Source organism: Streptomyces rapamycinicus NRRL 5491 (genome assembly GCF_024298965.1).
GTDB lineage: Bacteria > Actinomycetota > Actinomycetes > Streptomycetales > Streptomycetaceae > Streptomyces > Streptomyces rapamycinicus.
Map to the genome: position 1 here is coordinate 5834828 of NZ_CP085193.1, position 22386 is coordinate 5857213.

A 22386-nucleotide genomic window follows, 5' to 3' on the forward strand; every position below is an offset into this window, starting at 1 on the left:
AGGAGCCCCTTATGCAACTCGCCGCGATCATCGTGTCGCTGGTCCTCACCGCGGTCGGCGTTGCCCTGCTCGGCCGGGCCGTCGCACAGTTCGTGCGCTTCTTCAAGCTCGGCGCGCCGGTCCCGGCGGGGGCCAGGACCGACAACCCCTACCAGCGCAGCGTGACCCTGGCCCGGGAGTTCCTCGCGCACACCCGCATGAACAAGTGGGGCATCATCGGCGTCGCCCACTGGTTCGTGGCGATCGGCTTCCTGACCCTGCCACCGACCATCATCAACGCCTACGGCCAGCTCTTCCAGGCGGACTGGACGCTGCCGATCCTCGGCGGCTTCCTCCCCTACGAGCTGTACATCGAGTTCATCGGCACGATGACCACGCTGGGCATCCTGACGCTGATGGCGATCCGGCTGCTGAACCTGCCCAGCCGGGCCGGCCGCAAGTCCCGGTTCGCGGGATCCACCGCCTGGCAGGCGTACTTCGTCGAGTACGTCATCCTCATCATCGGCCTCGCGATCATGGCGCTGCGCGGCACCGAGGGCGCCCTGCACCACGTCGACCATTACGAGCCCGCGTACTTCGCCTCGTATCCGCTGGTCCAGCTCTTCGACGGGCTCAGCCTGGACACGGTGCAGAACCTGACCTACTTCTTCGCGATGATCAAGCTGGGCACGACCATGATCTGGATGATCACGGTCAGCACCAACCTCGACATGAGCATCGCCTGGCACCGCTTCCTCGCCTTCCCCAACATCTGGTTCAAGCGGGAGTCCAGCGGCGAGGTGGCGCTCGGCGCGCTGCAGCCGATGGTGAGCGAGGGCAAGCCGATCGACTTCGAGGACCCGGACGAGGACGCCCAGTTCGGCGTCTCGCAGATCGAGCACTTCTCCTGGAAGGGCATCCTCGACTTCTCCACCTGCACCGAATGCGGCCGCTGCCAGTCGCAGTGCCCCGCCTGGAACACCGGCAAGCCGCTCTCGCCCAAGCTGCTGATCATGGCGCTGCGCGACCACTCGCACGCCAAGGCCCCGTATCTGCTCGCCGGTGGCGGCAAGACGATGGAGGGCGAGGAGAAGGCGAGCGAGGAGCAGCTCGCCGGTGTGCCCGCGGCCGCGCTGGCGGAGGCCGAGCGTCCGCTGATCGGGACGCTGGAAGCTGCGTCTGATAGCGGCTTCGCCGCGGGCGGTGTCATCGACCCCGATGTGCTGTGGTCCTGCACCACCTGCGGTGCGTGCGTCGAGCAGTGCCCGGTGGACATCGAGCACGTCGACCACATCGTGGACATGCGCCGCTACCAGGTGATGATCGAGTCCTCGTTCCCGTCCGAGGCGGGCACGATGCTCAAGAACCTGGAGAAGAAGGGCAACCCCTGGGGCCTGGCCAAGAAGCAGCGGCTGGCGTGGACCAAGGAAGTCGACTTCGAGGTGCCGGTCGTCGGCAAGGACATCGAGGACCTCACCGAGGTCGACTACCTGTACTGGGTCGGCTGCGCGGGCGCCCTGGAGGACCGGGCCAAGAAGACCACCAAGGCCTTCGCTGAGCTGCTGCACATCGCGGGGGTCAAGTTCGCGATCATGGGCGGCGACGAGGCGTGCACCGGTGACTCCGCCCGCCGCCTGGGCAATGAGTTCCTCTTCCAGCAGCTCGGCCAGCAGAACGTCGAGATGCTGAACATGGCCTTCGGCGAGGACGCCGACGAGGGCGTCGTGGTCGAGAAGTCCAAGAAGAAGATCGTCGCGACCTGTCCGCACTGCTTCAACACGATCGCGAACGAATACCCGCAGCTGGGCGGCGAGTTCGAGGTCATCCACCACACCCAGCTGCTCCAGCACCTCATCGACGAGGGCAAGCTGGTCCCGGTCACCCCGGTCGAGGGTCTGATCACCTACCACGACCCCTGCTACCTGGGCCGCCACAACAAGGTCTACACCCCGCCGCGCGAGATCATCGCCAAGGTGCCCGGGCTGCGGAACGAGGAGATGCACCGCCACAAGGAGCGCGGCTTCTGCTGTGGCGCGGGCGGCGCCCGGATGTGGATGGAGGAGCGGATCGGCAAGCGCATCAACAACGAGCGCGTGGACGAGGCGCTGTCCCTCAACCCGGACATCGTCTCCACCGCCTGCCCGTTCTGCCTGGTCATGCTCACCGACTCCGTCAACGGCAAGAAAAATGACGGGACGGCGAAGGAGGAGCTCCAGGTCGTGGACGTGGCTCAGCTGCTCCTGGACTCGGTGAAGACCCCGGCCGCGCCGGAGGGCGACGGCGAGTCGACCGAGGCCCCGGAGCCCGCGCCGGTGAAGTGACGCCCCCGCATCGACCATGACGAGGCCCGCCCGCGCACCGCGCGGGCGGGCCTCACCCTTATCGCGGCTTGCCGTTCTTCGACAGCGGCAGCGCCTGCTCGGTCCAGATGACCTTGCCGTCGGCGGTGTAGCGGGTACCCCAGCGGTCGGCGAACTGCGAGACCAGGAAGAGCCCCCGGCCGCCCTCGTCGGTCGTCCCCGCGTACCGCAGATGCGGGGAGGTGCTGCTGGTGTCGAAGACCTCGCAGATCAGGCTGCGGTCGCAGAGCAGCCGCACCCGGATCGGGCCGGTCGCGTAGCGGATCGCGTTGGTGATCAGCTCGCTGAGGATGAGCTCGGTCGTGAACGCGACATCGCCCAGATCCCACTCCGCGAGCTTCCGGGCCACCGCGGCGCGCACCCCGGCCACCTGCGCCGGATCGGACGGCACCTCCCAATCGGCGGTCAGACCGGGCTCCAGCACCCTCGTACGGGCCACGATGAGCGCGATGTCATCGCTCGGGCGATCGGGCAGCAGCGCGTCCAGCACCGCCGTACAGGCGTCCTCAGGCGTCCGGCCGGGGTGCGCGAGGGCACCGCGCAGCATCTCCAGACCGGTGTCGATGTCCCGGTCGCGCTTCTCGATCAGCCCGTCGGTGTAGAGCACCAGATGGCTGCCCTCGGGCAGCTCCAGCTGCGCGGTCTCGAACGGCAGCCCGCCCAGGCCCAGCGGCGGCCCCGCGGGAAGTTCCAGGAACTCCACCGAGCCGTCCGGACGCACCAGCGCGGGCGGCGGATGACCGGCCCGCGCCATCGTGCACCGCCGTGTCACCGGATCGTAGATCGCGTACAGACACGTGGCTCCCGTGATCCCCTCGCTGCCACCGCTGCCGTCGCCGTCCAGCCCGCCCGGGCCCTCGTCCTGGTCGATCCGGGCGATCAGATCGTCGAGGTGGGAGAGGATCTCATCGGGCGGGAGATCGAGCGTGGAGAAGTTGTGCACCGCCGTCCGCAGCCGCCCCATCGTCGCCGCCGCGTGCAAGCCGTGGCCCACCACATCCCCCACCACCAGCGCCACCCGCGCCCCCGGCAGCGGAATGACGTCGAACCAGTCACCCCCGACCCCCGACTCCGCCGGCAGATAGCGGTACGCCACGTCCAGCGCGTTCTGCTCCGGCAGCATCCGGGGCAGCAGGCTGCGCTGGAGGGTCACCGCCATGGTGTGCTCGCGGGTGTAGCGGCGGGCGTTGTCGATGCTGACGGCGGCCCGGGTGACCAGCTCCTCCGCGAGGGAGACATCGTCCTCCTCGAAGGGCTCCGGCTTCTCCGCGCGCATGAAGCTGGCCACGCCCAGCACGACGCCCCGGGCCCGCAGCGGGACCGTGATCATCGAGTGGATGCCGTAGTCGACGATCCGGCGGGCGTGCTCGGGGTCCTGTTCCTGCCAGCCGCCGAAGTCGCCCAGGACCGGCTCGACCGTGACCGCCCCGCTGCGGAAGCCCCGGGCCTGGGGCGCGCTCGGGCCGAACTCGATCAGCATGCCGAGGGGGTAGAGCGGGCCGTCGTCCCGGATGCCGCTGAGAGCCGTACGGCGCAGGACCGTACTGCCGCCGTCCGCGGCCGCCACGGCGGCCCACGAGCCCGCGTCCGAGGCGCTGATGCCCGAGGCCCCGTCCGGGGGCTCCTCGCCCCGCAGCACCGAGTCCGCGAGGTCCACCGAGACGTAGTCGGCGAACCGGGCCACCGCGTACTCCGCCAGCTCCTGGGCGGTGCGCACCACGTCCAGCGTGGTGCCGATGGAGACGCCCGCGTCGTACAGCAGCTTGAGGCGGTTGCGCGCGAGGTCGACCTTGCCGGACAGCGCGCGCAGCTCCGTGGTGTCGCGCAGGGTGGCGACGCTGCCGGGCGGGCCGCCGTCGCGGTCGGTGGGGCGGTGGCTTACGGACAGCAGCCGCTCACCCGCCGTATGGACCTCGTCGGTGGCGGGGCGCCCGGACGCCAGCAGCGCGGCGGTGTGCGGATCGAAGCCGAGCTCGGACACCAGACGGCCCTCGGCGTCCGGCGGAAGGTCGAAGAGCCGGCGCGCCTCGTCATTGGCCAGCACCAGCCGTCCGTCGCCGCCGACGATCAGCACGCCCTCGCGCACCGAGTGCAGCACCGCGTCGTGGTGCTCGTACATCCGCGTCATCTCGGACGGGTCCAGCCCGTGGGTCTGGCGCCGCAGCCGCCTGCTGACCAGGGCCGTGCCCGCCGTGGCGAGCGCCATGGCGGCCGCGGCCGCGCCGAACAGCAGCGGCAGCTGATGGTCGGCGGCGCCGCTCACCTTCTTGATCGTGATACCCGCCGCGACCAGGCCGACGACCTTCCCCTGGGCGTCCTTGACGGGCACCACGGACCGTACGGACAGGCCGAGCGTGCCGGTGAAGGTCTCCTGGACCGTCCGGCCCTCGGCCGCCGGGCGGATGCTGCCCATGAAGTGCTTCCCGATCCGGGCGGGGTTGGGGTGGGTGTAGCGGATCCCCTGCGGCGTCATGGCCACGACGAAGTCGACCCCGGAGCCCTTACGGGCCCGCTCGGCGAGCGGCTGCAGCACGGCGCTGGGATCGCGGCCGCGCAGCGCGCTCACCATGCCCGGCGCGTTCGCGAAGCTCTCGGCGACCGCCATGGAGCGGTTACGGGCCTCCCGCTCGCTGTCGTAGCGGGACTGCAGGACGAGCGCCACGACGGCGGCGACGACCAGCAGCAGCACGACGCCGACCTGGAGGACGAAGACCTGGCCGGCCACGGTGCGGACGCCGCGCACCGGGCTCCAGCGGGGCCGTCGCCCATAGCCGCGGCCGTTGGGACGGCCGGAGCCGCCGCCGGGGCCGGAGCCGGAGCCGGGGCCGGAGCCGGGGCCCGATCCGCGGCCGCTCCAGCCGGTGCGCACCGGGGGCCGCCCATGCGGGCTCAGCTGGGCGTACGCGCTCTGCCGACCCTGCGGACCCCAGCGGTCATGGGGGCCCTGCGAGCCCTGCGAGCCCTGCGGATCGGCTTGATCGCGCTGATCCCGCCGATCGCGCTGCCCTCGCCGGTCTCGCTCGTCTCGCTGACCCTGCTGGTCTCGCTGACCCTGCTGGTCTCGCGGGTCCTGTCGGTTCCGCTGGTCCTGCTGGTCCTGCGTGTCGTCCTGCGTGTCGTCCTGCTGAACGCGCCGCCCACGTCGCTCCCATGCCGAGCGGGGCCCCTCACGCCGACCGCGTGGGCGCCAGTCGGTCATCGTGCGGGCCAGCGGAACCCGTGGTCGACCGAAAAGTCCGGCCATGTCGCTATTTTTAGCACCCTCGCTCAGCGGCAGGCGAGCGGCATCCTCCGCCGCCGGCCGAGCACTCCCGTCCGACATCGCGACTACACCCCGCCCGCGCCCTCTTTCACCGGTCTCGTCGCCTCACCCGTCATCCGCACACCGTGCGTTAAGCACATGGTTGCCCCCGCTTTTCCGCATCGAAGTTCCCCCGCCGGACGTACCGATACTGGCCGTGAAGTATCCCTTCTCACAACGACGTTGCGAATTCCCTACAGGATCATGCCCAACGCGGCATCCGTAAATGTCCTGGACAGCCCTTGTGCTCCAAAGGTCATCTTTACAGTCAAGCGGACTGATCGATCCCGCCTCATCCGGAAAGATCACCGAGCGGCGGCCCGCCGGAGCGCCAGGCATCACCCTCGTAACGAAGTGCCGTGCCCCATGGCCTCAGCCGCCCTGATGGGTTGAGGTGGCCCGATGACGCCAGCACCTCCCCCCACAGCTCCACCCGGCCGCGTCCCGGGCCCCCGCCGCCGCTCCCTCCCCCGCGTCCCCCGCGTCCCCGGCGCCTCAGCCGCCGCCTCTGCCGCCTCTGCCGCCGCTTCCGTCACCACCGCCGTCGCCGCCGGTACGGCCTGTCTGGCGCTGCTGCTCACCGCCTGCGGCCCCGACGACGGCGCACGAGGCGAGCGCGACGGCTCCACCGCCGGGTCCGTCATCACCCCCACCGCGACCGCGCCCGTCCCCCACGGCAAGGGCAGCCGGCTGCCGGACGACGTCAACGGCGACGGCTACCCCGATCTGCGCGTCCCCGTCCCGTCCGGAAAAGGGGGGCTGCCCAGCCGGATCGCCTTCGTCCACGGCTCGTCCCACGGCCTGAATCCCGCCACCCGCACCGTGCTCCGCCACCGCGACCTCGGCCTGCCGTCCCAGGACGTCACCGTCGCGGGCGCGACCGAGGTGGCCACGGCCGACCTCGACGGCGACGGCTACGCCGACGTCACCACCACGGCGGGCGAGGCGCTCGGCAAGCAGGAGACCGAGCGCACCCAGGCCACCGTCCGGACCGTCCCCTACATCTCCTGGGGCGGCCCCGGTGGCCCCCACGGCACCCGCTCCGCCGCCCGCGTCCAGCTGACCGGCCCGGACGACGGTGTGGACGCCCAGCGCCCCACCATCGGCGACTTCAACGGCGACGGCCACCACGACCTGGCCCTGGTCCGCGCGGACCGGCACTCGCTGCTGGTGCTGTACGGACCGTTCAACCGCGCGGGCAAGGCCGCCCGGACCGTGCCGTACGCGAGCCCGCTGGAGGGCCACGGCGAGATCGGCGATCTCATCGCCGACACCATCGCCGACACCGCCGACGGTCACCGCCCCACCGATCTGGTGGTGCACGCGCTCAACGACAACGACCAGTCCGGCTCCACCCTCCTCGCCGCCGGGTCCCACGGCCTCGGCCACACGGGCCGCAGGCTGCGCGAGGGCAACTCGATCGCCTTCGGCGACTTCGACGGCGACGGCCACCGCGATGTCGCGGTCGGCGACAGCGGCACCCGTAACGACGAGCCGGGCGTGGAGACGGAGCGGCCGGACATCGGCAAGACCGTGAGCGTCTACCACAAGGGGGCGGCGCGTACGCCCGGTTCGGTTCCGCACCCCCTCAAGGTGCCCGGGATGTCGGGCACCCTGGCCGCCGCCGACACCAATGGCGACGGCACCGACGAACTGGCCGTCTCGCTCGGGCGGGGCGGCGTCGAGCTGCTCACCCTGCGGGGCTCCCGCCCCGCCACGACCCGCGTCGCCGGGCGTCACCTGCTGACCCGCGCGGCACCCGCCGTCGTGGACGGCAAGACCATCCGTAAGGGCGAGCGCGCGGCCCGGCTCTACGGCGTCGCGGACTTCGATCACGACGGTAAGGACGAGGTCGTCCTGGCGTGGGGCCCCGGACTGGCCTTCTCGCGGTACGGCGAACGCCCCGAGTGGTGGTGGATCACGGACGGCACGGCGGACAAGACGGCCTTCAGCAGCAAGCCGTTCGCGACGGACGCGAACCAGGACGCAAACTAGGGCGCGAACGCCGGGCACAAACAAGGGCACAAACAGGGGCGCGAACGCCGGGCGGGCACACCGCCCCCCCCCGGCCTCCCCCGGCCGCCCCCCGACCACCCCCAGCTGGCCCCACCCCCCACCGGGGGAAAACCCATAAGGGACCCCCTAAGGGATGTCACAGCTCGGCCGCAATGCCTGGTCCGCTCACACAGCTCCCGCACCCGGCCCGCTACGACCGGGTACGTTCGAATGGTGGCTGGATTCAGGATCGGACGCGGACGGGACTCCCACTCCGCGCAACAAGGGCAGCGGCAGCGGCCGCCGCAGCCGCCGTACGGACAGAACGAGCCGTATGGCGGTCAGCAGCAGCCGCAGTGGCAGCAGCCCTCCTCACAGGGAGAGCCGGAGTATTTCGGCGGCCAGGACCCGCACTACGGCCCCGGGCCCGGGCAGGGCCCCGGCCCCGGAGGCTATGGCCAGGGGCAGAGACCGTACGGACAGGGCGGCGGCACGCACGCCGACAACAACTCGGGCCATACACAGCAGTTCAGCATCGGCGAGGCGCCCGACGCGTACGACCCGTACGGCCAGGGCCCCGGTTCGTACGACGACGGCTACGGCGGGCAGACGTACCGCACAGGCTCCTCCACGGCCCCGCCCGCCGGCCCCCGGCTGCACTGGCAGCAGCTGCTGAGCGGCATCGTGCTGCGCCCGTCGGCCACCTTCTGGCAGATGCGGGACTACGCGGTGTGGGGCCCGGCGCTGATCGTGACCTTCGTCTACGGTCTGCTGGCGGTCTTCAGCTTCGATGACGCCCGTAAGGACGTCCTCAACGCCCCCATGTCCAACAGCATCCCGTGGGTGCTCACCGCGGGCGTCGCCATGCTGATCAGTGGAGTGATCCTGGGCGCCGTCACCCACACCCTCGCCCGCCAGCTGGGCGGCGACGGCACCTGGGCACCGACCATCGGCCTGTCGATGCTGATCATGTCGATCACGGACGCGCCGAGGCTGGTGTTCGCGCTCTTCCTGGGCGGGGACAGCTCGCTGGTGAAGGTGCTGGGCTGGGTGACCTGGCTGGCGGCGGGCGCGCTCTTCACCTCGATGGTGAGCAAGTCGCACGACCTGCCGTGGCAGAAGGCGCTGGGCGCGTCGGCGATCCAGCTGATCGCGCTGCTGAGCCTGCTGAAGCTGGGAACGCTGTGAAGGCCGGGACCGCCGTGAAGCGGGGACCGTTGTAAAGCCGGGACCGCTGTAAGGCCCACACCACAGCCCGCATGACCAAGGGGCCCGCACCGGCGGGCCCCTCATCCACATCCACGCGTCATCGCCGCCGGTGTCAGGCGTCCCGCACTTGCCCCTCCCGCCGCACGACGGGCGGTTCGACGCTCCAGGGCAAGTGAACTGAATGATGGTAGTAATCTCTTCCTGCACCGTCGACGCAGGTCAGAGCAGGGGGAGCGTGCATTCGTGGCGCGGAAGGTGGGGATCTACACCCGCATCTCACGGGACGACGAGGGCGAAGCGCTCGGCGTGGCTCGCCAGCGTACCGACTGCGAGCGGCTGGCGGATCTCCGCACATGGCAGCCTGTGAAGATCTACGAGGACAACGACGTATCCGCGTTCAAACGCAACGTCGTGCGCGACGAGTTCGAACTCATGCTCAAGGACCTCCGCGCCGGACTGATCGATGGCGTCGTGGCGTACGACCTCGACCGGCTAGCGCGCCAGCCCCGAGACCTTGAACGACTGATCGAGATCTTCGACGAGCGCCCGCGACTGGAGTTCGCAACCGTCACCAATGACGTGAACCTCGGCACGGCGGACGGACGGACCATGGCGCGCGTCATGGTGGCCTTCGCCAACAAGTCGTCACACGACACGTCGCGGCGGATCAAGCGCAAGCACCTTGAGCTGGCCCAGCAAGGAAAGGCCAACGGCGGTCCGGCGCCCTACGGGTGGCTGAAGGACGACCGGAACAAGGTCGATCCCGAAGCGGCGAAGCACATCCGCGAGGCGCAGAAGGAAGTTCTCGCCGGGGTCCGTATCGGCACCATCCGGACCCGATGGCAGGAACAGGGCCTAGGGAACCCCCGCCAGGGCACCAAGCGGATGGCCCACCACCACGTCGAGCACATCCTCACCAACCCTCGATTGGTGAGGTACCGCACCTACCACGGTGAGATTCTGCACGGCGACGACGGCCAGCCCGTCATGGGCGAGTGGGACCCGATCAACACCGTTGAGGAGTGGGAGGCGGTCTGCGCAGCCATCGCCGAGCGCAAGCAGACGAAGGCTGGACAATCGCTCGCCCGTAGGTACCTGCTCTCGGGCATCGCACGCTGTGGCCTGTGCAAGAGCAAGATCCGGGGACAGGTGAACCAGCAGTGGAAGCCCGGCTCCCAGGCTGCGCAGTACAAGTATCAGTGCTCGAAGGTCAACGGCGGGTGTGGCAAGGTCGGCCGCGTCGGCGACCCCGTGGACAAGCTGATAGCGCGGCTCGTGCTCAAGGAGCAGCGCGAGAAGGCAGCCGCCACAGGCGTACCGGTTGAGGCGCGATGGCCCAGGGAACGTGAGCTGGAGGGCTTGCTCCAGGACATTGTCCAGCTCATCGAGGCGGAGAAGGCAAAGGCCATCACTGTGTCCACCCTCCTCCAACTGTTGCCTGCCAAGGAACAAGAGCGGGACGCGCTGAAGTTGGAGCGGGCCCGTTTCTACAAGGAGCAGAAGCAGGCGGAGGCCAAGGGAAATGCGGGCGATCTGACTGAAGAGGAGTTCTTCGCTCTCCCGATCGAGCGCCAGCGCGAGATCGTGTTGCACAGTCTCACTGCTGTGGTCATCCACCCCGCAGGCCGGGGCAAGCGGAAGTTCGATCCCGACTTGATCGATCCAGTTTGGCGCTGAACAAAGGAGCCCCGGTTTCGGCCGGGGCTCCCTCGTGTTCTCTGTCCCTATGTCCTGCCGTGGAGCAGACGGGCACGCCGTATCCACTCCTCATCACGTTCGGGCGCCCGTGCCAGATGCTTGCGCAGCCATGCCGCCTCACGTTCTGTGCTGTCGTCCCAGGCCGTCCCAGGCCGCGTCGGGTACTCAGTAGCGATGGTCACAGCCAGGGTTTCCCTTCTGCCTTGAGGCGTTCGGCTTGGGCGTTCTCGTGGCGTACCTGGGCGGCGAGGAGTTCTTCACCCGGGCTGTAGCCGGAGGCCAGGTATTGCCAGTGGGAGACGACGAGGGTGCTTTCCTCGTCCAGCTCGGGCCGGTCGTCTGTGGCGCGTGCTTGCTCGGTGCGCCAGGTGCGGCGGATGTCCCGCAGGGCTCCGAGGGTGGTGGAGTAGCGGCGGGATTTGCTGGAGAAGTGGCCTCGGAAGCCGAGCATGTGGGCCCACTTCCAGAGCTTGAGTTCGGCGAACTCGGGCAGGTGGCCGAGGCTCCAGGCGGTACGGATCATCTGCCGGACGTGGCTGTGCACGGGCAGGTCCGCGATGGGCTCGGACTGGCCAGTGCCCTCGCACTCGTCGCACAGGTCGCGGAAGCCGTCGGGGCCGACCTGGTAGCCGCGTCCGGTGCAGTGGGGACAGCGCAGGGAACGGTCAACCGTGCCGGAGTCCTCAGCGCTCTTGGTGGCGTACTTTGCGACGTAGGCAGCCACCTTCTGATCGGTCAGTTCACCGTCGCCCAAGGCCGCGATCTCATCGACGCGCAGTTGACGGCCCCAACCGAATTCGCGTTCGCCGATGGCGTCGGAGGCCACGGTGAGCACAGCGCGTTTCCTTGCCGCCTTGATGGCCTGTGTCAAGGCAGCAGCGGTGGCCCACCGGGGCGGGGGCTCGTTGCTGCCCTCGGGGCCGTCGAGGCGGATCACGGCGTGGAAGTGGACCAGGCCGCGCCGCTGGTACTCGGCGACCTTCGCGAAGGAGACCCGCAGCGCCGCGTTCAGCGCCTTCTGCGTCATCCCGAGGTGAGCGGCCAGCTCACGGCGGAGGTAGGTGGTGAAGCGGGCCCACAGGGCTCCGGCGTGGGCGTTCCAGAGCACGGCGCCGGTGTAGTCGTACGTGGCCGGGGACAGCGGGGTGCCCAAGGCGGGGGCGTCGGCGGGGTGGCGGGTGCCGCAGCGGCAGGCCAGGTTCTCGCCCGCGTCGGTGGTGCGGCGGTTGTGGACCGGCCCGAACGACGGGGCGGTCAGGGTGACGAAGAGGCGCGGGTGCGTGCGCACGGTCTCCGGCACGCTTTTACCGCCGGAGAGTCCGGCCCGGATGAGGTGGTAGGTGTCGGCGGCGTAGAGGCGGGAGCAGGACGGGCAGCGGGAGGAGCGGCGGTTACCGCAGGCGGTCAGCAGCCGCCCAGTGGGTTCGTCAGCGGTGCTGTACGCACGGACAACGGTGCCGCTTGCTGTGTCGCGGGTCTCGGTGGAACCGACGAGCTGAACCGGCCGGGTGCAACCGCGGATTCGGTTGATCTGGTCTTGGACGCGGTCGAAGTCGGGGTGGTGGGCGAGGTGGATGAGGTCCCGCAGGGCCAGGCTCGCCACGTGGCGCAGGTCCAGAGGGGCTTTCACGGGTGAGGCGTCCTTTCGGAGAGGAGGGCCCCGGGCAGCACTCGGCCAGCGGTGCGGGTGCTGCTCGGGGCATGACGAATCCGGGCCCGGTCGGGGCGGGGGTTTCTGGATTGCCGGGACGGCCGGCACGGGGTCAGAGCTGGGCGTGCGTGGCGGTGGCCAGCGGCAGTGCGACGCCGAGGCGGGTCCGGAGCTGGGCCGGGGTGATGGGCTCGCCGTGTTCGGCCCGGTAGGTGTCGGCGATGGTGCGGGCCGCGTTCAGCAGCGGCACGGGCACCGTGACCGCCGGAGAGGTTTCCGGCTTCAGCGCGACCGGGGCCGAGACCGGCTCGGGGGCCGGGGCAGGCTCCGGCGCGGGGGCCGGGGCCTTCTCGGCCAGAGTGTCAGGCGCGGCCGGGGCCAGGGTCGGGGTCGGGGTGGTGGTGGCGACGGTCTGGAAGTGGCGTAGGAGTTGTGGGCCGACTGCTCCCCAGCCCAGGAGGAGGAGCGGGGCGACCGCGTCCACGGCGGCCCGGCCGTAGTGTCCGGCGACGATGGGTTCGGCGACGTTGAGGGCCAGGGTCAGTAGCCCGGACACGTGCATCAGCCGAGTAGCGCCCTTGATCTCCTCGGCCGGGACGCCACGCAGGGACAGATACCGCAGGGCAACCAGGAGCCCTACGACGGACAGGTCCACCATCGGCGCGATCAGCGGCGCGACGGAGCCGGGGACACCGAGACGCAGGGCCAGAGCCCAGACATTGCCGAAGGAGAAGACGAAGGCCAGGGCCGCGATGATGCCCATGACCACGGTCACCGTGCGCTGAGTGATCCGGTCCTCGGACATAGAGGATTCACCTCCTTCCAGGTCTGATGACGAGCGGGCCGGGGACGGGACGGGTCAGGCCGCCTCCCGCTTGATAAGCGGGTCGTCCACCCGCATCGCGGAGACCGACAGTTCTTCCAGCAGCTCGGCGGGGTCGCGGGTCAGGTGCGCGGTCTCGGCGGCGATGCGGGCAGCGTCCGCATCGGCCACATACGGGGTGCGGATGCGGGCGAAGCCGGGACGCCCCTGGTGAGCCATAGCCGCCACACCGACATAGGCCGGATCCTGGAGCGCGGTCGGGCTGGCGTCCGGCCAGTTCCGGATGTCCTCCCCCAGCGCGACCACGGCCGCTTCGGCGGTCTTCTGGGCGAAGGACAGGCCCACCGGGCACACGTCCCGGATAAAGGTGGGGATGGCATCCCCGGTCGCCTTCTGCGTCGCGATGATCACCAGGATGCCGACGTTACGGCCCTTCTTCACCAAGTCCTCCACCAGCCGCGCGTTCTCGGCGGCCAGCGCGGCGAGCTTCTTCGTCCGCGTGTCCGACCCCTTGTAGTCGCGGAAGTAGGTGTGCGCCTCATCAACGATGAGCACGGTGAGCGGCCAGGCCGCCGAGGGCCCGACGTGCCACATGTTCTTCACGCCCAGCAGGGCACGGATGGACGCCGACCGGTCCCGCCGCAGCTTCACCAGCCGCGTGAAGAGCGCGTTCGCCTCTTCGAGATCGTCACCGACGAACGCGAAGATCCGCTCTGTCAGGTCGGCGTAGTCGCCCTCATGGGAGGAGGTCACCTTCCCGTCGGCCACCGCGTACTGCACCGCATCGGACGGCGCCGTATCGCACATGAACCGGTTGACCAGGGACGTCTTGCCGAAGCCGGGAAGCCCAGCCACGGTGACACCGGGCACGTTGGCCAGGCTGACGCTCACCGGCAGCGCGTACTCGTCCAGGCCCAGATCCCACACCGCCAGATCCTCCGGCACGACCCCGGTCGGGGTGTGCTCGGTGGGGACGATCAGCGGATCAACCCGCACGCCACGGATCACGAGCTGTCCCGGCTTGTCGGGCAGGACCGAAACCCGCGTGCACCGCCACGCGTCAGCCAGGTACGGGGCCGCCTTCTGGAACTCTGCCAGGCCCACCTTCGGCAGGCACACCGCGTGCACCAGCACCCCGTACCGGTCGGCCGCGACCCTGATCTTCGGGATCAGGACCCGTGGCTTGGGGACCTTCCCGTCCGGGGCCACGATCACGGCCGGAGGGGTCTTGTCGGTCACCGACAGCCCGACCATCGGGGCCAGCCGACGCCAGCGACGCCGTACACCGATCGCCTGCCGCATGCTCGCCCGCGTCATCTTGTCGGCACGCACGTAGCGCACCAGCCACCACAGGGCCCATATGCCGATCAGGGCCAGGGCCGCCCCGGCAACAGCCGGGGCAGACCCGAACACCTCCTGCACAGTCACAGCACGTCCTTGTTCGTGTAGAGGAATCGGTACAGGGATATCCGCAGTTCCAGCAGGTCACGGCCGGATACGAGCTTGGGGTAGCCGTGCGACTCGATCACCTTGGCCACGTCGAAGAGCAAGCCGTTGGTGAACCGCGAGTCGTCATCCCCGCTCTCCGGCGCCACCGGATAAGCCGGGTCCGGCCCGGTCGGGGCAGTCACTTGACCAGCTCCAGCGCCGCCGCCCGGTAAGCCACCCCATCGGACAGCTGGCCGTTGAAGAGCCGCGCCCACGGAGTGGCGAACAGCTCCGCCACCCGCACCGGCATCCCCGGCTGGAGACCGCCCGGCAAACCGCTCTCGGGAACGGTGATCTTCATCTGCTCGGCGCGGCCCTCTTCCATGAGGAAGACGGTCAGGGTGTGCAGGGTCTCCCCGGTGTCGCGGTCGGTGGCCACCTCACCCGTGTTGGGGTCCTTGACCTTCGGCACCGGGAGGGTGCCAGCGATGAACTGAGTGGAGGGCAGCAGCCCCACGCGAATACGGGTCATAGCCATGCTTCTTGCTCCTGTTCGGTCGGTAGCCGCTCGGTGCGGCAGGGGACCAACAGTGCACCATGTGCGCTAGCGCGTCAAGCGCATAGCGCACCATGAGCGTGGGTCAGCTAGCACGGGAGGCTTCATGGAGAGGCAACATGCGTTCTAGTGCGATGGGTGGGCTTAGCGGGCTACCCTCGGCCTATGAGCCTGCCGAGGGACACCCACACTCCGCCTTATCGGCTGGTCGCCGACGAACTCCGCCAGCTAATCCGCTCCGGCCGCATCAAGCCGGGCGAACGGGTCCCGTCCTCACGCGACCTCGAAGCCAAATACGACATCGCGAACATGACCGCACGGTCCGCGCTGCGCGTCCTGCGTGACGAAGGACTGATCTACTCCACACCGGGCCGGGGCAACTTCGTTGTTGACCCTCTGCCCCCGGAGTCCGAAGAACCCCCGGGGGCAGGCGAGACTGAAGGGCGGCGGCGGATGCCCAGCGCCGAGTATCTGGAACTATCCGAACGCCTAGATGCCCTCACGGCCAAGGTTGACGATCTACTGGGAGTCTTCCAGCAACTCGCCAGCTTCACCGAGCGCCAGAAGAAGAGCTAGCGACCAGATCCTCAGCGATCCGACGGGCCAACTCCTCCAGCCGGGCAATCCGCTCTTCGAGTTCGGTGAGGCGAGCCCGGATTTCCGTCGATTCTTGTTTGTTCATCGCTACCCCGTTCGCGTTACTGATGCCCTCTCACCTATCCCAAGCCTGATATCGAGGCCCCGATGGGACACCCGAGCCAGTGACCCCGGTCACACTCGCCTCTTGCTCGCCGATCCGCGCAGCCGGAGCGGAGGCCAAGGAGCACAGAGGTGCTGTTCAAAGTTTCTTTACTGGATCAAGGCGGCCCGCTTGCGCGGGCCGCGCGCGCTGGCGGCCCGTGGCCGCCGCCCGCTCCTGTCTCCGCCCCGCTCAGCGGCGCCCCCGTGCCACTCAGCGCGCCACCCCGCACCAGCACACCACCAGGCGCAGTGAGTACCTGGAACAGCTCCCACGGAGCGCCTGCCGACCGCAGCAGATGCGCCGACGCAGCAGCACGGCCAGGACCACGGTCCCAACCTGCCAGCCACCGAGGGGCGGCTACGCAGAGCGGTTTACATGGCCAGCCGTCCGCCGACTGCGGACGTCGCCGTTGTGCGCGTAGCAACGGCCAGCGGGGAGGGGAGGGGTGCCCGGCCGGGGGTATGCCGATCGTCAGTCCCGGCCCGATGTGGCCGGCCGCCGTACTGCCGCCGTCACGAATACGGGCGCGTGAGCAGACCGAACTGCCCGGCTGTGGCTGGCGGGGAGCAGCTGCTGCCGCGCAGTGGCTCAGGCCGCCGTGGTCGCTCCGCGTCGGTACCCGTATCGCGGTGGCCGACCAGCGTGTCGTAAACGCTCTGGGGACCGCCACCACAGAGCCCGCCACCTCGCATCTGCCTCGCACTCGCCACCATCCCTTTCCTGCGCCTGAACTCACCTGGAAATGGGCGGCGTCGAGACGAGTACGACAACCACCCCGGTACCATCGGCACCGGGGTCCTGATCACGGACTTCCCACCGGGCTACCCCTTGGCCTGCCAGGGTTTTGAGGGGTAGCCCGGTTTTGCGTATGCGGTTGTTCTGCTGTGCGGTCCGGCTCCCGGCCTCGCGGATCGTCTGTTGGGCGCGGGCATGGGGAGCCGGACCGCTGACGGCGGACGGGGCAGTGTCCGCCGCTCCTGGGCGTGGTGGGTGACATCCACGAGGCGAACGGGGCGTTGTCCGCCGCGCAGTCACCGTGCCCAGGGAGGGCGGGAGCTGCGGGTCCTTCCCATGGGCAGCAGCTCCCGCCCGGTCTCTAGGTCACCCGTCGCCTTCCTGGGCGAGACCGGAGTTGTTGAGCAGGAACTGACACGTGTAGCCCAGGCTCCGAACGTGCCACTCAGCCGACCGCAAGCCGGAGCCCAGCCCCTGACGCACCTCATGCGGGATGGTGTTCAACCTGCTGCGCTTCGAGTACCAGGCCACGGTGGCCCGGTTCAGTCGGTCGATCCGCTTCTCTGCCAGCGGCATCAACGTGTGAATGTGCCCCAGCAACGCTTTGTGCAGGTCGCGCAGCTCTTCGTACGGCGGCAGCACCGTCCGCGTCACTAAGGCGTTGACGATCGTCCTCTTGATCTCCTCGATGTCCACTTCGTCTTGCTGCTCGCCTGCGCGTTGCACCGCCGCGCTCATGGCCTTCACCCCGCATGTTTGCTGTCTGTCCGGCCTTAGACATAGTGGGGTGACAGGACGTCCCAATGAAGGCCGCTTAGAGGACTCAAAGAGGACTCCTATGGGACCTAGTGGCGAGGCCAGAAAGGTGAGGGTCCCCAAATGGGCCCTTCAAAGCTACCGTTGGCGGAGCTGACCAGCCCCATCGAAACCGTAAGGAAGTCCAGTGCCCAGGCCAGTGGGAAACGTTCGGCTCAAGGCCGCCCGGCAGGCGGCGGGATACGCGTCTCAGGAAGCGTTGGCGGAGGCAATCCGTAACACCGCTCCTCAGCTCGGCATACGGTCGTTGCAGATCAGCGTGCGCCAAGTCCGCCGCTGGGAGTCAGCGAATCCACCATGGCCGCAGCCCGACGTTCAGCGGGTACTGACACACCTCCTGGGCCAGTCCATCGAGGAACTGGGCTTCACCGCCCCGTGGGACGGAACGAGTTCAACGCGGGAGGGCGCCAGTCGACGGCCCGTCGCAGCATCGGGAGCGCCCCCGATCGGCCCTGTCCCCGGGCCGTTTCCCACCGCGAGCAATGCCACGCAACCAGCCACGGTAGGCAGTGACTTCGCCGCGATCACCGCCGCTCACCGACGCCTGTACTGGTCCGTGCAGCCCTCCCAACTCCACGCCACCGTGGTGGAGCACACACGTCTGGGCACAGCACTCATGGGTGAGACGTCCGGCCGCTGCCGTACGGCCCTTGCCGCCGCACTCGCCGAGTCCTACCTTCTGGCCGGACGTATCGACTTCTTCGACCTCCAGCAGCCCAACGCCGCGAACAACGCGTTTGTACGTGGCCTCCAGGCCGCCGGGGAAGCCGACGACGCGCTATTGGGAGCGGCGATCCTGGCGCATACCGCGTTCATCCCAGGCTGGGAGAGCCACAGGGAGGACGCCGAGGAGCGCATGTCTGCTGCCCGTGCCTACGCCCGCAGGGGCAACGCGCCCGCGATGATGCTGGCTTGGCTTGACGCCGTCGAGGCCGAATGCATGACGCGGTGCAACGACACCCGCACGGCGCTGCGCCTGATCTCCCACGCCGAAGGCGTACTGGCCGAAGGCGATACGGACGAGCCATGCCCGGTGTGGATGGACTGGTTCAGCCCCGTCCGCCTCGCCGCGTTCAAAGGCAACACCCAGCTGATAGCCGGGCACACGGCCCAGGCTCGGGCCACGCTGCTGGGCGTCCTCGACAACCTGCCTGCCGACGACGGCAAGCAGCGGACCATCATCCTCGGCGACCTGGCGGCCGTGGAGGCCGCAGCCGGTAGGCCAGAGGAAGCCTGCCGATGGGCCAACGAAGCGCTCGATCAGCTCAGCGTGACCTGGTACGCCGTCGGCATGGACCGGATACGCGACGTCCGCAAGCGGCTGCACGCATGGCGCGACGAACCGTACGTCCGCAGCCTGGACGACCGGATGTACGGCTGGGGAACGACCGTCAGCGCTCTTCAGCGCTGAGGCTGGCTACCAGCTCCGGCAGCTCGGCGAGGCTGCGCACGCGGAAGGTCGGCACCGCGACGGCATCCGGCTCATCCCACTGGATCGTCGCCCACGGCCCACGCCGGACCAGCGCCGTCTTCATGCCCACCTTGTCCGCCGGGCGGATGTCGTTGTCCAGCCGGTCACCCACGTAAAGGATCTCCCCGGCCGGGCAGGGAGCCGCGTCCGCCACATGCGAGAAGAACGCCGGATCGGGCTTGGACACGCCCCAGTCATCGGACGTGGCGATGAAATCGGCCGGGAGGTCGAGCGAACGCAGTATGCCCCCGGCCCGCACAGTCTGGTTGCCCGCGATACCCACCCACAGACCAGCGTCCCGCAGCGCCGTCAGCGTCGGACGGACATCCGCGTACAGATCGCTGTCATCGAAGTGCTCGGGCTGGCCCGCCTGAGCCCGCTTCCCCCGCTCCTCGTACAGATCAAAGCCGGGACGGAACACCTGGAACGTCTCGCGGTAGTCCCGACCCTGAGCGATCACGGCACCGAACATCGCCGCGAACGTATGCCGGGGCACCCCCAGCCAATCCGCCCACGTGCCGTACTCGCGTGTCTCGTCGACCAGGCACTCACCGACATCGAAAACCACAGCTCGGATCATGAAGAGCAGGGTAGGCCAAGCGGGGGGCCTGGTGCCGGGGCCGACAAGGGGAGTGACAGCAACCGTGACAGCAACGACGGCACACGATGCCTCCCAGCGGCTCAGCGCAGGCACCGGCCCGGAGCGCCGCCGAGGCCCGCGCCAGGGCGTGTGCCAGGCGTCGTCCAGCCGCTCGAAGATCACTCGAACAGACGGCAAGACCGGTCCCCCTGCGCTCCGAGCAGGGGGAACCGGCAGGTCAGAAGCGTTTTACAGAGCTTCGCGCGACGGAGTGATCGGTGTGCCAGACTTACGACATGGAGGCAAGACAGACCACGGGAAGTTGATCCACTGATCGGTGCGCTGCCAGACGTACTCGCACTTCACCAGCGACTGCGGCTTCTCGTAGATCACCGCGCTGCGCACCTCGGCGACCGTGCCGAGGCAGAAGTCCCGGACCAGCTTCAGCGTCTTGCCGGTGTCCGCCACGTCATCGGCGATCAGCACCTTCTTGTCGGAGAAGTCGATCGCGTTGGGCACGGGCGCGAGCATCACGGGCATGTCGAGGGTGGTCCCCACGCCCGTGTAGAACTCCACGTTCACCAGGTGGATGTTCTTGCAGTCGAGCGCGTAGGCCAGCCCGCCCGCCACGAAGACCCCGCCGCGGGCTATGGAGAGCACGACGTCGGGCTCGTAGCCGTCACCGGCGACCTGCTCCGCCAGCTCGCGGACCGCGACCCCGAACCGCTCGTACGTAAGGTTCTCGCGCTGCTCACCCACGCCGCTCACACCTTCGTCCGGTGGAAGCTCTGGAACGACCGCGATGGCGTCGGCCCGCGCTGCCCCTGATAGCGGGAGCCGTAACGGGCGGAACCGTAAGGATGCTCTGCGGGCGACGTCAGCCGGAACATGCACAGCTGCCCGATCTTCATCCCCGGCCACAGCTTGATCGGCAGCGTCGCGACATTCGACAGCTCGAGCGTGACATGCCCGGAGAACCCCGGGTCGATGAACCCCGCCGTGGAGTGCGTCAGCAGCCCCAGCCGCCCCAGACTCGACTTCCCCTCGAGCCGCGAGGCGATGTCGTCCGGCAGCGACACGACCTCGTACGTCGAGGCGAGTACGAACTCCCCCGGGTGCAGGATGAACGCGTCCTCACCCTCAGGCTCCACCAGCCGCGTCAGATCGGGCTGCTCCACCGCCGGGTCGATATGCGGATAGCGGTGGTTCTCGAACACCCGGAAGAACCGGTCCAGCCTTACATCGATACTCGACGGCTGCACCATCGCCGGATCGTACGGATCAATCCGCACCCGCCCGGCGTCGATCTCGGCCCGGATGTCCTTGTCTGAGAGAAGCACCTGAAGAGGATACGCACATCACAGGTACCCCCAAGGCACAGGCCCGGTCCCACCGGACCGGGCCCGCACCCTGCGACTTCATCAGCTACCGCTCACCGCTTATCGGCTCCCACCGGCACCGCGTGCCGGAGCCGAGCGCAACGCGGACACCGCAGCAACCGGCCGGGGCCGATGCGATCGACGGTGAGGTGCTGCATCGGGAACGAGGAGGTGCTGAACACATGCCCCTCAGCACAACGGACGACGGTGCGCTCCATGAGTCCCTTCCCCAAAAACGTGGACGGCGTGGACGACAAAAGCCACATTAGGGGATCAACCACCCACCACTCCACGCGGCACTCCGCACCCCCACCGTACGCCCAACTCCCGCACCCCAACAGCCGCTTCCACCCCGCGGACACCCCCGAAAATCCACCCCAAAACCACACCAATTCCCCCTCAAAACACCCCTGCCCCCACCCGACCCCAACCCCCGCCTCGCCCCGGCCTCGACCCCGACCGGACCCCGAACAGCACGAAGACCCCACGACGAATGCGCCGGGGGTCAGCCATGGGGTAAAGTGTCCGACGATGCGGCGCCAGAGATCAGGCGCCTCTCGCGGGTGTAGTTTAATGGTAGAACATGAGCTTCCCAAGCTCAGAGCGCGGGTTCGATTCCCGTCACCCGCTCCAGCACAAAGCCCCAGGCCAGCGGCCCGGGGCTTCATTGTTGTCTAGACCTCTTGGAGGCTTTCATGCCCTCCGCGTGCCCCATCTGACCCATCCAACCGCCCAAAAAGGCCCAGCACACCCCTCCGAGTGGCCGCATGGGCATGCCATTCTCGAATGGCGAGACGGATTTTGTGTGACGCGCATCACGCGACAGTCGAGGCATGCAAAGTCGCAAGTGCGATGTGCGTTGCTCGTGTCGCCTTCGCAGTCAGCATCTGAGAGGCAGATGGGGCCACCCGCGGGAGAGCGGGTGGCCCCGCTTGCCCGGCAAACGGAAGACCGCGCGGGCCTGTTACCACGTCAGGAGTTGCCGCCGCTCTCGTGGCCGCCCTTCTGGGGCGTCGCCGAGGTGAGCCCAAGGGGGCATGGGGTGATCTTGAAGCCCTGACGGGGTCGGAGTATCCCGGAAAGAGGCGACAGCCTCGTACGAGAGTGATGCGAGCAGCGGCGTGTGGCCGCTCCAGCCGGTGAACAGTCTCCGGTAGTGCGCGGATTCCCAGATTCTTGAATGTTGTGGGTTGGGAACCGACGCGCGGGCCTGAGGAGAACGCGGAGTCGAGTGCGGGTTTCCGGTGCGGTCTCAGAGCCTTAGCAGGTCGTTGAGTCCGTGGGTTGTGAGGGCTCGTTCGACGGGATTGCTGATGGCAGTGACGGTGAGGTCTCCATTGGCGGTGTGCAGGGCGTGCTGGAGCCCGAGGAGCATGTAGAGGCTGCCGTTGTCGCAGAAGGTGACCTCGGTCATGTCGAGGCAGAGGCGACGGACGCCGGACTCGACGTAGGCGACTGCGGTGTCACAGAGGGCGCTCACACTGTGCACGTCGAGTTCACCGGCGACGGCAAGGGTCAGGGTGTCGCCGTCGGCAGGGCGCGTCGGCTTGATGGTCAGCCGTGGGTCCGACGACCCGCTCACGAAGCTCTCCATGGCCTCCTCCGTGACCCCACGGGCGCCCCTGAGAATCAGATACGGATGGCCGAACATAGACGGACTTAA

At 68.9% G+C, this 22386-nt stretch carries 17 protein-coding genes and 1 tRNA gene; 7 read left to right on the forward strand and 11 right to left on the reverse strand.

The genetic code is table 11. The features are described from left to right. Positions 1-11 precede the first annotated feature (11 nt). On the forward strand, positions 12-2300 hold the full coding sequence (locus tag LIV37_RS24285; RefSeq protein WP_020869735.1) for a (Fe-S)-binding protein: 2289 nt from the start codon (positions 12-14) through the stop codon (positions 2298-2300). Between the two features lie 58 nt (positions 2301-2358). On the opposite strand, the gene LIV37_RS24290 is transcribed toward LIV37_RS24285, so the two are convergent. Next, on the reverse strand, positions 2359-5583 hold the full coding sequence (locus LIV37_RS24290) for a SpoIIE family protein phosphatase (RefSeq protein ID WP_214663051.1): 3225 nt from the start codon (positions 5581-5583) through the stop codon (positions 2359-2361). Between the two features lie 459 nt (positions 5584-6042). Between LIV37_RS24290 and LIV37_RS24295 the strand changes: the two genes are divergently transcribed. The 3 genes from LIV37_RS24295 (at position 6043) to LIV37_RS24305 (ending at position 10521) form a co-directional block, all read left to right on the forward strand. Further along, complete coding sequence (locus tag LIV37_RS24295; RefSeq protein ID WP_020869738.1) at positions 6043-7635, forward strand: FG-GAP repeat domain-containing protein; 1593 nt, start codon at positions 6043-6045, stop codon at positions 7633-7635. A gap of 231 nt (positions 7636-7866) precedes the next feature. Further along, positions 7867-8823: a Yip1 family protein gene (locus LIV37_RS24300; protein ID WP_020869739.1), complete on the forward strand. Its 957-nt coding sequence runs from the start codon at positions 7867-7869 to the stop codon at positions 8821-8823. Positions 8824-9087: 264 nt separating this feature from the next. Beyond that, entirely contained in the window at positions 9088-10521 is a 1434-nt protein-coding gene (locus tag LIV37_RS24305; protein WP_020869740.1) for a recombinase family protein, read from the forward strand. A gap of 199 nt (positions 10522-10720) precedes the next feature. On the opposite strand, the gene LIV37_RS24310 is transcribed toward LIV37_RS24305, so the two are convergent. The 5 genes from LIV37_RS24310 to LIV37_RS24330 all read right to left on the reverse strand — a co-directional run bounded on the left by LIV37_RS24310 (position 10721) and on the right by LIV37_RS24330 (position 14982). After that, positions 10721-12172, reverse strand: a complete 1452-nt coding sequence (locus LIV37_RS24310; RefSeq protein WP_020869741.1) for a replication initiator — start codon at positions 12170-12172, stop codon at positions 10721-10723. A gap of 133 nt (positions 12173-12305) precedes the next feature. Further along, complete coding sequence (locus LIV37_RS24315) at positions 12306-12998, reverse strand: DUF2637 domain-containing protein (protein ID WP_020869742.1); 693 nt, start codon at positions 12996-12998, stop codon at positions 12306-12308. Positions 12999-13052: 54 nt separating this feature from the next. Further along, positions 13053-14444 (reverse strand): FtsK/SpoIIIE domain-containing protein, encoded by a 1392-nt coding sequence (locus LIV37_RS24320; RefSeq protein ID WP_020869743.1) that lies wholly within the window; start codon positions 14442-14444, stop codon positions 13053-13055. Further along, complete coding sequence (locus LIV37_RS24325; protein ID WP_020869744.1) at positions 14441-14647, reverse strand: hypothetical protein; 207 nt, start codon at positions 14645-14647, stop codon at positions 14441-14443. The genes LIV37_RS24320 and LIV37_RS24325 overlap by 4 nt, the downstream gene beginning before the upstream one ends. Then, positions 14644-14982: an SCO3933 family regulatory protein gene (locus tag LIV37_RS24330; RefSeq protein WP_014053770.1), complete on the reverse strand. Its 339-nt coding sequence runs from the start codon at positions 14980-14982 to the stop codon at positions 14644-14646. Before LIV37_RS24330 ends, LIV37_RS24325 begins: the two co-directional genes overlap by 4 nt. 183 nt (positions 14983-15165) lie before the next feature. On the opposite strand from LIV37_RS24330, the gene LIV37_RS24335 reads away from it, so the two are divergent. Further along, positions 15166-15576, forward strand: a complete 411-nt coding sequence (locus LIV37_RS24335; protein WP_020869746.1) for a winged helix-turn-helix domain-containing protein — start codon at positions 15166-15168, stop codon at positions 15574-15576. A 1267-nt stretch (positions 15577-16843) separates the two neighbouring features. Here LIV37_RS24335 and LIV37_RS24340 read toward each other — a convergent pair. Further along, positions 16844-17215 (reverse strand): DUF6415 family natural product biosynthesis protein, encoded by a 372-nt coding sequence (locus LIV37_RS24340; protein ID WP_020869747.1) that lies wholly within the window; start codon positions 17213-17215, stop codon positions 16844-16846. Positions 17216-17420: 205 nt separating this feature from the next. Here LIV37_RS24340 and LIV37_RS52645 point away from each other — a divergent pair, with 205 nt between their 5' ends. Continuing rightward, positions 17421-18704: a helix-turn-helix domain-containing protein gene (locus LIV37_RS52645; protein ID WP_121824567.1), complete on the forward strand. Its 1284-nt coding sequence runs from the start codon at positions 17421-17423 to the stop codon at positions 18702-18704. On the opposite strand, the gene LIV37_RS24350 is transcribed toward LIV37_RS52645, so the two are convergent. The 3 genes from LIV37_RS24350 to dcd form a co-directional block, all read right to left on the reverse strand. Then, positions 18685-19344: an HAD family hydrolase gene (locus LIV37_RS24350; RefSeq protein ID WP_121825301.1), complete on the reverse strand. Its 660-nt coding sequence runs from the start codon at positions 19342-19344 to the stop codon at positions 18685-18687. The two genes, LIV37_RS52645 and LIV37_RS24350, sit on opposite strands and share 20 nt — an antisense overlap. A gap of 249 nt (positions 19345-19593) precedes the next feature. Further along, positions 19594-20103 carry a phosphoribosyltransferase gene (locus LIV37_RS24355; protein ID WP_185057987.1) on the reverse strand — a complete coding sequence of 170 codons (510 nt, stop codon included), beginning with the start codon at positions 20101-20103 and terminating at the stop codon, positions 19594-19596. A 5-nt stretch (positions 20104-20108) separates the two neighbouring features. Next, entirely contained in the window at positions 20109-20684 is a 576-nt protein-coding gene (gene dcd / locus LIV37_RS24360; RefSeq protein WP_020869751.1) for a dCTP deaminase, read from the reverse strand. A gap of 598 nt (positions 20685-21282) precedes the next feature. Between dcd and LIV37_RS24365 the strand changes: the two genes are divergently transcribed. Further along, a tRNA-Gly gene (locus LIV37_RS24365) sits at positions 21283-21356 on the forward strand. Positions 21357-21975: 619 nt separating this feature from the next. On the opposite strand, the gene LIV37_RS24370 is transcribed toward LIV37_RS24365, so the two are convergent. Beyond that, on the reverse strand, positions 21976-22317 hold the full coding sequence (locus tag LIV37_RS24370; protein WP_158634889.1) for an STAS domain-containing protein: 342 nt from the start codon (positions 22315-22317) through the stop codon (positions 21976-21978). Positions 22318-22386 lie beyond the last annotated feature (69 nt).

Excerpts from the sequence above, each read along its gene's own strand:
- LIV37_RS24285 (WP_020869735.1), top strand. The coding sequence starts at position 12 with ATGCAACTCGCCGCGATCATCGTGTCGCTGGTCCTCACCGCGGTCGGC.
- LIV37_RS24290 (WP_214663051.1), bottom strand. The coding sequence starts at position 5,583 with ATGGCCGGACTTTTCGGTCGACCACGGGTTCCGCTGGCCCGCACGATG.
- LIV37_RS24295 (WP_020869738.1), top strand. The coding sequence starts at position 6,043 with ATGACGCCAGCACCTCCCCCCACAGCTCCACCCGGCCGCGTCCCGGGC.
- LIV37_RS24300 (WP_020869739.1), top strand. The coding sequence starts at position 7,867 with ATGGTGGCTGGATTCAGGATCGGACGCGGACGGGACTCCCACTCCGCG.
- LIV37_RS24315 (WP_020869742.1), bottom strand. The coding sequence starts at position 12,998 with ATGTCCGAGGACCGGATCACTCAGCGCACGGTGACCGTGGTCATGGGC.
- LIV37_RS24330 (WP_014053770.1), bottom strand. The coding sequence starts at position 14,982 with ATGGCTATGACCCGTATTCGCGTGGGGCTGCTGCCCTCCACTCAGTTC.
- LIV37_RS24335 (WP_020869746.1), top strand. The coding sequence starts at position 15,166 with ATGAGCCTGCCGAGGGACACCCACACTCCGCCTTATCGGCTGGTCGCC.
- LIV37_RS24340 (WP_020869747.1), bottom strand. The coding sequence starts at position 17,215 with ATGAGCGCGGCGGTGCAACGCGCAGGCGAGCAGCAAGACGAAGTGGAC.
- LIV37_RS24350 (WP_121825301.1), bottom strand. The coding sequence starts at position 19,344 with ATGATCCGAGCTGTGGTTTTCGATGTCGGTGAGTGCCTGGTCGACGAG.
- LIV37_RS24370 (WP_158634889.1), bottom strand. The coding sequence starts at position 22,317 with ATGGAGAGCTTCGTGAGCGGGTCGTCGGACCCACGGCTGACCATCAAG.